11 protein-coding genes are annotated in these 7,309 nt (G+C 64.8%); 10 read left to right on the forward strand and 1 reads right to left on the reverse strand.

What is annotated here, in order from left to right:
- The 5 genes from ABWP92_RS15470 to ABWP92_RS15490 all read left to right on the forward strand — a co-directional run.
- Positions 1-624: cbb3-type cytochrome c oxidase subunit I (locus ABWP92_RS15470; RefSeq protein ID WP_353236293.1), on the forward strand; the 624-nt coding region annotated here is incomplete at its 5' end.
- Between the two features lie 32 nt (positions 625-656).
- A complete protein-coding gene (locus ABWP92_RS15475) occupies positions 657-767 on the forward strand; it encodes a cytochrome oxidase small assembly protein (RefSeq protein ID WP_353236294.1) in 111 nt (36 codons plus the stop codon).
- Positions 768-787: 20 nt separating this feature from the next.
- The gene (locus tag ABWP92_RS15480) at positions 788-1,414 is read left to right on the forward strand and encodes a cytochrome c oxidase assembly protein (RefSeq protein WP_353236295.1); all 627 of its coding nucleotides are present in this window, start codon (positions 788-790) and stop codon (positions 1,412-1,414) included.
- 23 nt (positions 1,415-1,437) lie between these two features.
- Positions 1,438-1,662 carry a DUF2970 domain-containing protein gene (locus ABWP92_RS15485; RefSeq protein WP_353236301.1) on the forward strand — a complete coding sequence of 75 codons (225 nt, stop codon included), beginning with the start codon at positions 1,438-1,440 and terminating at the stop codon, positions 1,660-1,662.
- Positions 1,663-1,741: 79 nt separating this feature from the next.
- Entirely contained in the window at positions 1,742-2,623 is an 882-nt protein-coding gene (locus ABWP92_RS15490) for a cytochrome c oxidase subunit 3 (RefSeq protein ID WP_353236296.1), read from the forward strand.
- Between the two features lie 76 nt (positions 2,624-2,699).
- On the opposite strand, the gene ABWP92_RS15495 is transcribed toward ABWP92_RS15490, so the two are convergent.
- Positions 2,700-2,924, reverse strand: coding sequence for a twin transmembrane helix small protein (locus ABWP92_RS15495; RefSeq protein WP_353236297.1), 225 nt, complete (start codon positions 2,922-2,924; stop codon positions 2,700-2,702).
- A gap of 78 nt (positions 2,925-3,002) precedes the next feature.
- On the opposite strand from ABWP92_RS15495, the gene ABWP92_RS15500 reads away from it, so the two are divergent.
- From ABWP92_RS15500 to ABWP92_RS15520, 5 genes are all read left to right on the forward strand, one after another.
- Positions 3,003-3,779, forward strand: coding sequence for an SURF1 family protein (locus tag ABWP92_RS15500; RefSeq protein WP_353236302.1), 777 nt, complete (start codon positions 3,003-3,005; stop codon positions 3,777-3,779).
- Entirely contained in the window at positions 3,721-4,482 is a 762-nt protein-coding gene (locus ABWP92_RS15505) for an SCO family protein (protein WP_353236298.1), read from the forward strand. Before ABWP92_RS15500 ends, ABWP92_RS15505 begins: the two co-directional genes overlap by 59 nt.
- 8 nt (positions 4,483-4,490) lie before the next feature.
- Positions 4,491-5,699 carry a COX15/CtaA family protein gene (locus tag ABWP92_RS15510; protein WP_353236303.1) on the forward strand — a complete coding sequence of 403 codons (1,209 nt, stop codon included), beginning with the start codon at positions 4,491-4,493 and terminating at the stop codon, positions 5,697-5,699.
- An 89-nt stretch (positions 5,700-5,788) separates the two neighbouring features.
- Positions 5,789-6,661, forward strand: a complete 873-nt coding sequence (cyoE, locus tag ABWP92_RS15515) for a heme o synthase (RefSeq protein WP_502907554.1) — start codon at positions 5,789-5,791, stop codon at positions 6,659-6,661.
- 20 nt (positions 6,662-6,681) lie between these two features.
- Complete coding sequence (locus ABWP92_RS15520) at positions 6,682-7,302, forward strand: SCO family protein (RefSeq protein ID WP_353236300.1); 621 nt, start codon at positions 6,682-6,684, stop codon at positions 7,300-7,302.
- Positions 7,303-7,309: the final 7 nt, after the last annotated feature.

The raw sequence follows: 7,309 nt of genomic DNA on the forward strand, positions 1-7,309 counted from the left end.
GCGGTGAAGATCTTCAACTGGGTGGCGACGATGTGGCGCGGCTCGATGACCTTCGAGACGCCGATGCTGTTCAGCGTGGGCTTCATCTTCGTGTTCACCATGGGCGGTTTCACCGGGCTGATCCTGGCGATGGCGCCCATCGACATCCAGCTGCAGGATACCTACTACGTCGTGGCCCACTTCCACTATGTGCTGGTGGCCGGCTCGCTGTTCGCCATGTTCGGCGGCTACTACTACTGGGCTCCGAAATGGACGGGCGTGATGTATTCCGAGACGCGCGGCCGCATCCACTTCTGGGGTTCGCTGATCACCTTCAACGTCACCTTCTTCCCGATGCACTTCCTGGGGCTGGCCGGCATGCCGCGCCGCTACGCCGACTATCCCATGCAGTTCGCCGACTTCAACATGGTCGCGTCGATCGGAGCCTTCGGCTTTGGCCTGATGCAGGTGTATTTCTTCCTGTTCGTCGTGCTGCCCGCCATGCGCGGCAAGGGCGAGAAGGCGCCCACCAAGCCATGGGAAGCCGCTGAAGGGCTGGAGTGGGAGGTGCCGTCCCCGGCGCCGTTCCACACCTTCGAGAATCCGCCCAAGCTCGATTCCACCGCCACCCGTATCGTTGGCTGACGGCGGCCGTACGGCCAGAAAGCATTGATGCCATGGCAACGCCCGAACAGAAAAAAGCCAACGCCCGGCTCGGATGGATCCTGCTGTCGATTGCCGTGGCGTTCTTCGTCGGATTCATGGTGAAGATGGCCTGGCTGCACTGAGCGCAAGGAAGGCGGAGCACATGAGCACGAAACGCGAGAACCTCAGGATGGTCGGCAAGCTGGCGGTCATCACCGCCGGCATGTTCGCGTTCGGCTATGTGCTCATCCCGATCTACAAGCACATCTGCGAAGTCACCGGCATCAACATTCTTTCGCTCTCCGAGCGCCAGGTTCCCGGCAACGGAACGGCGGGCAGGGATGTGAAGATACCGGCCAATTCGCAGGTGGACTACAGCCGCACCATCACGGTGGAGTTCGATGCCAACGCGCGCGGACCGTGGGAGTTCAAGCCGGCCAAAAGCTCGCTCAAGGTGCATCCGGGGGAGCTCGCCACGGTGATGTACGAGTTCCAGAACGTGCAGGACCGCCGCATGGCGGCCCAGGCGATTCCAAGCTACGCGCCGCGCCAGGCGACGGCGTTCTTCAACAAGCTGGAGTGCTTTTGCTTCAACCAATACACGCTCGATGCGGGTGAGAAGCGCGAGTGGCCGGTCACCTTCGTGATCGATCCGCGCCTGTCCAAGGACGTCACCACGATCACGCTGTCCTATACCTTCTTCGAGGTGGGCGGCAAGACGCCCGCAGCGCCCGAATCCACCGCCGCGCTGGGAGCCCGGGCGGTCGCTGGCGGGCAGGGGCATTCGTGATGACGGGCGAAGGAGTGGCCGATATGCGGGATGACGGGCAAGAGCAGGGCGGCGGGCCGCTCGAGCGCAAGGGGTCGCTGCTGCGCACCGTGCGCGCGGTGGCGTGGTCGATGATCGGCCTGCGAAAGGGTTCCGAGTACCAGAAGGACATAGAGAAGCTCAACCCCATCCACATCGTCGTGGTGGGACTGCTGGCGCTGGTTCTTCTGGTGGTCGGTCTGATGGTGCTGGTGAACTGGATAGTCTGAACGAGAGACAACAAGTGGAGCCCGCGTCCCGCGGCGACACGGAATCGATAACAGGGATTTGAGAGATTCAGGAGCTGAAATGAGTACAACGACCCACGGCAGCACGCCTTACTACTACGTTCCGGCGGATTCGCGTCATCCGGTGATGGCGGCCATCGGCCTGTTCCTGGTGATTCTGGGCGCGAGCCAATGGATCAATGGCCACGCATGGGGCATGTACTCGCTTGCCATCGGCCTGATCTGGTGGCTGTTCGTGCTCTGGCAATGGTTCGGCGATGCACGCCGCGAAAGCGAGGGCGGCATGTACAGCCGCCGCATCGACATGTCCTACCGCTGGAGCATGAGCTGGTTCATCTTCTCCGAGGTGATGTTCTTCGGCGCGTTCTTCACCGCCCTGTGGTGGGGCCGCGCGCATTCCGTGCCGACGCTGGGCAGCCTGGACAATGCCCTGCTGTGGCCCGACTTCAAGGCGGTCTGGCCAAGCGTCGCGGCAGGCGTGACGGCGGCTCCGGGCGGACTGGTGGAGCCTTTCCAGACCGTGGGCCCCTTCTGGCTGCCGACCATCAACACCGCGCTGCTGCTGAGTTCCGGCGTGACGCTGACCATCGCGCACCATGCGCTGCGCGAAAACCATCGCAGCAAGTGCATCGGCTTCATGTGGATCACGGTGATCCTGGGCCTGATTTTCCTGTTCGTGCAGGGCTATGAATACCATCACCTGTACTCCGAGCTGAACCTCAGGCTCAGCTCGGGCATCTACGGCTCGACCTTCTATCTGCTGACGGGCTTTCACGGCTTCCACGTGTTCGTGGGCATGTTGATGCTGCTGTTCATCACGCTGCGGCTGATGAAGGGCGATTTCACCGCCGAGAAGCACTTCGGCTTCGAGGGCGCCGCCTGGTACTGGCACTTCGTGGACGTGGTCTGGCTGGGCCTGTACATCCTCGTTTACTGGATGTGACCTGGGACCTTTTGTCCCATGGAGTCCGTGCGGGAAAGCGCCTTAGGGCGCTTTTTTCGTGGTCTGATCGGTGTCGCTATCTTGTCGATACGGGCAGGCCGCCCGGCTGGATGTAGCCCAGTTTCCAAGCTGCCAGAATGCACAGGAACAACAATATGGACAGCCCGATCCGCGCCGTGAGCGCCCAGGCCATCCGTTTGCCGCGTTGCTTGTCGTCGCCGTTCGCGCGCATCATGAAGAACAGCGCGGCAGCCAGGCAGGCCAGAATGGCGAGAAAGGCGAGGGCGACGAGGATTTTCATGGAGAGCATTATTACGTGAACACCGCTGCCGACGTGCGATCGACAGGATGGCGTTTCTGGGTCATCACGCTGGCCGCCATGGCGGTGATGGCGGCGACCGCCTCGCTCGGGCGCTGGCAGCTTTCGCGCGCGGCGCAGAAAGAGGCGCTGCAGCGGATGATGGATCTGCGCATGGCCGAGCCGCCACTGTCCACGGACGAATTCGTCTCCCGCTTGCAAGGCATGGAGCCGATGTCCGCCAGCGCGCCCGATCCGCGAATATCCGATCCGGGAATGTCCGATCCGCAAAAGGACGGGCTGCTGCACCGCCAGGTGCTGCTCACCGGCCAGTGGCTCGCGCAGCATACGGTGTACCTCGACAACCGGCAGATGCGCGGCAGGCAGGGGTTCTTCGTGATGACGCCGCTGCGCCTGGATGACGCCGCCCGCTCCGTCGTGATGGTGCAGCGCGGCTGGGTGCCCCGCAATTTCGAGGATCGCACGCAAATTCCTTCCATTCGCACGGCAAGCGGCCAGGTGCGCGTGGCCGGGCGCGTGGCGGCCCATCCGGCGCGCCTGTTCGAGTTCGGCACATCCGGAGGCGGCGCAAGGGCTTCCAGCATCCGGCAAAATCTCGACTTGGCCGCCTTTGGCGCCGAGACCGGCCTGACGCTCCTGCCTCTGTCCGTGGTGCAGACGGCGGGCGATGCCGACGATGGCATGCTGCGCGACTGGCCGGCCGTCGATACCGGCATCGACAAGCATTACGGCTACGCATTCCAATGGTTCGGGCTTTGCGGCCTGGTGGCAATACTCTATGTCTGGTTCCAACTCTTCCGACGCTTCCTTCGTCCACGCAGCCAGCCGCCCGCCTGAAGCCGCGGTCGAGAGTCCGCTGGCGTTCACGGTGCACAGCATGCCGCGCGCTGGCGAGGCCATGGCCGAGGCCGAGGCGCGGCAGATGCGCGCGGGCCGCTGGAAGATGCTTTCCGTGCTGCTGATCTGCGCGGCGCCTGTGATCGCGTCGTACTTCACTTACTACGTCATTCGCCCGGAGGGGCGGCGCAATTTCGGCGAGCTGATCCAGCCGCAGCGGGCCATGCCGCCGGGAGCCGCGCTCACCACGCTGGAGGGCGCCAGCGTGCCGCTCGAGCAGCTCAAGGGCCAATGGCTGCTGGTGAGCGTCGCGCCCGCCGCTTGCGACGAGACCTGCCGCTCCAACCTCTATCTGCAGCGCCAGCTGCGCGAAAGCCTGGGGCGGGAGAAGGAGCGCGTGGACTGGGTCTGGCTGGTCAGCGACAAGGCGGACATTCCAGCGGACATCGCGCCCGGCCTGCAGCAGGCCACCGTGCTGCGCGCGGACGGTGCCGTGCTGAACGCGTGGATCAGGCCGGCCGAGGGCCAGGCGATGTCGGACCACCTGTACGTGATCGATCCCATGGGCCACTGGATGATGCGTTTCCCGGCCGGAATGGACCGCAAGAGCGCATCGCAGGCCAAGCGCGACCTGGACCGCCTGATGCGCGCCTCGTCGTCATGGGACAAGGCGGGCCGCGGCGAGGAGATCATCCAGCCATGAGCACGGACATGGGCGATCTGCAGCCGCTATACGATTTCGCGCCGGTGCTGGAGCTGATGGCCTTCGGCCTCGTGATCGCGCTCGCGCCCATCACCTGGGTGTGGCTGCGCAACCGCCACCACACGCCGGTGCGCAAGCTGCAGGCGCTGACCGTGCTCACCCTGTTCCTCACATTCGACCTGGTGCTGTTTGGCGCGTTCACGCGGCTCACGGATTCCGGCCTGGGCTGCCCCGACTGGCCGGGATGCTACGGCAGCTCGAGCCCCGTCGGCGCGAGCGATGAAATCACCGCCGCGCAGAGCGCCATGCCTACAGGCCCCGTTACCCACGGCAAGGCCTGGGTGGAGATGATCCACCGCTATCTCGCAACCACCGTCGGCGTGCTGATCATCGTGCTGACGCTGGGTGCATGGTGGCAGTGGCGCAGGCATCGCAAGGGACTGGCGGGAGCGCCCGGGCTCAGCCCCTGGTGGCCCACATTCACCTTGTTCTGGGTATGCCTGCAGGGAGCGTTCGGCGCATGGACCGTGACCATGAAGCTGTTTCCGGCGATCGTCACCGCGCACCTGATCGGCGGCTCCGTGCTGCTGATGCTGCTGTGCGTGCAGGCGGTTCACAGAACGTTGGGCGGCAGGCTGCAATTGCCGGAGGCGGTGCCGCGCGCCATACGCATCGGCCTGGGCGCCACCGCGTTCCTGGTGATCGTGCAGACGCTGCTGGGCGGCTGGGTCAGCACGAATTACGCGGTGCTTGCCTGCACCACGTTTCCAACCTGTCAGGGCAGTTGGTGGCCCGACATGAATTTCTCGCAAGGCTTCCAGATCTGGCGCGAACTGGGGCTGCTCAACGACGGCAGCCACATCAGCTTCCAGGCGCTGACCGCCATCCACTATGTGCACCGCCTTGCCGCCTATGTCGTGCTGGCGGCGCTGTTCGCGCTGGCATGGCGCATGCATCGCGCCCGCGTGCTGCGTGATCAGACGCGCTGGCTCGCGGGCCTGGCGGCGCTGCAATTCCTGACCGGCCTGTCGAATGTGGTGCTCGATTGGCCGCTGGTGGCGGCGGTGCTGCATACCGGTGGCGCCGCTGCGCTGCTGGTGGTGCTGACCTGGGGGCTGGCGGCGAGCCGGCCACGGGAAGCGGCCGATGCGTCGGCCGCGGCCGGCCGCACCCTTGAGAACACGGCGCGCGTGCGCGCCACGAAAGTTTCCGCATGAGCGTAGCTCCCTCTCCATCCCCCTCTTCGCCGCGCCCTTCTTCGCCGGCGGCTGCTCCCAGGCCAGCGGCTTCTCCAGCCGCGGGCCGCATGCCTTCGCGCGTCTCGCAGTTCTACGCGCTCACCAAGCCGCGCGTGGTGCAGCTCATCGTGTTCTGCGCCTTCATCGGCATGGTGCTCGCCGTTCCCGGCATGCCCAGCCTGCGGCAATGGGGCCTGATGGCCGTGGCGAGCGCGGGCATCTGGCTGGTGGCTGGCGCGGCGGCGGCATTCAACTGCATCGTGGAGCAGGGCATCGACGCGAAGATGAAGCGTACCGCCTGGCGCCCCACGGCCAAGGGCGAGCTGTCCAACGCGCAGACACTGCTGTTTTCCGCGATTCTCTGTCTCGTCGGCTCGGCCATCCTGTATGTGCTGGTGAATCCGCTGACCATGTGGCTGACGTTCGCCACCTTCGTCGGTTACGCGGTCATCTACACCGTGATCCTCAAGCCGCTCACCCCGCAGAACATCGTGATCGGCGGCGCGTCGGGAGCCATGCCTCCGGTGCTTGGCTGGGCCTCGATGACCGGCCATGTGGGACCGGAGGCGCTGATCCTTTTTCTCATCATCTTCCTGTGGACGCCGCCGCACTTCTGGGCGCTGGCGCTGTACCGCGTGGAGGACTATCGCAAGTCCGGCCTGCCGATGCTGCCCGTCACGCACGGCAACGAGTTCACGCGGCTGCAGGTGTTTCTCTACACCATCATCCTGTTTGCGGGCTGCCTGATGCCTTTCGTCTACGGCATGAGTTCATGGATCTACCTGGCCGCTGCCGTGGTGCTCGGCCTGGGGTTCTGCGCCTATGGCTACCTGCTGTGGCGCGAGTATTCCGATACGCTGGCCCGCAAGACTTTCCGCTTTTCCCTGATCCACCTGAGCGCGCTGTTCGCCGCGCTGCTGGTGGATCATTACGTGCTGTGAGCGAGGTTTCAAAACGCCCTATGAACAAACGTGATGCCCTGAAACGATTCGCCCTGTGCGGTGCGCTGGCAGCCGCCTCGCTGGGCATGCTGGCGGCCTGCTCGCCGTCCGCCCCGTCGCCCAAATTCCAGGGCGTGGATGTGACCGGCGCGGACTACGCAAAGGATTTCTCGTTGCCCGATCAGGACGGCACGGTGCGCACCATGAAGGATTTCGCGGGCAAGGCCGTGGTGATTTTCTTCGGCTACACCCAATGCCCGGACGTCTGTCCCACCACACTGAGCGAGCTGGCCGAGGTCAAGCGCTCGCTGGGCGAGGACGGCAAGCGCCTGCAGGGCATTTTCATCACCGTGGACCCGGAACGCGACAAGCCCGAGGTGCTCAAGGCCTACATGGAGAATTTCGATCCGTCGTTCGTGGCGCTTTCCGGCACGCCCGAGCAGCTCGCCGCCGTCGCCAAGGACTTCAAGATCTACTTCAAGAAGGTGGATGGCAAGACGCCCGGCAGCTACACCATGGACCACTCGGCTGGCAGCTACGTGTATGACACCAAGGGCAACCTGCGTGTCTATGAGCGTTACGGCAGCGGCGCGCAGGCCCTGCAGGCGGACGTGAAGGCGCTGCTGGCCGAAGGGGCCTGAACCCCGC

Source organism: Diaphorobacter ruginosibacter (genome assembly GCF_040396215.1).
GTDB classification, from domain to species: Bacteria; Pseudomonadota; Gammaproteobacteria; order Burkholderiales; family Burkholderiaceae_C; genus Diaphorobacter_A; species Diaphorobacter_A ruginosibacter_A.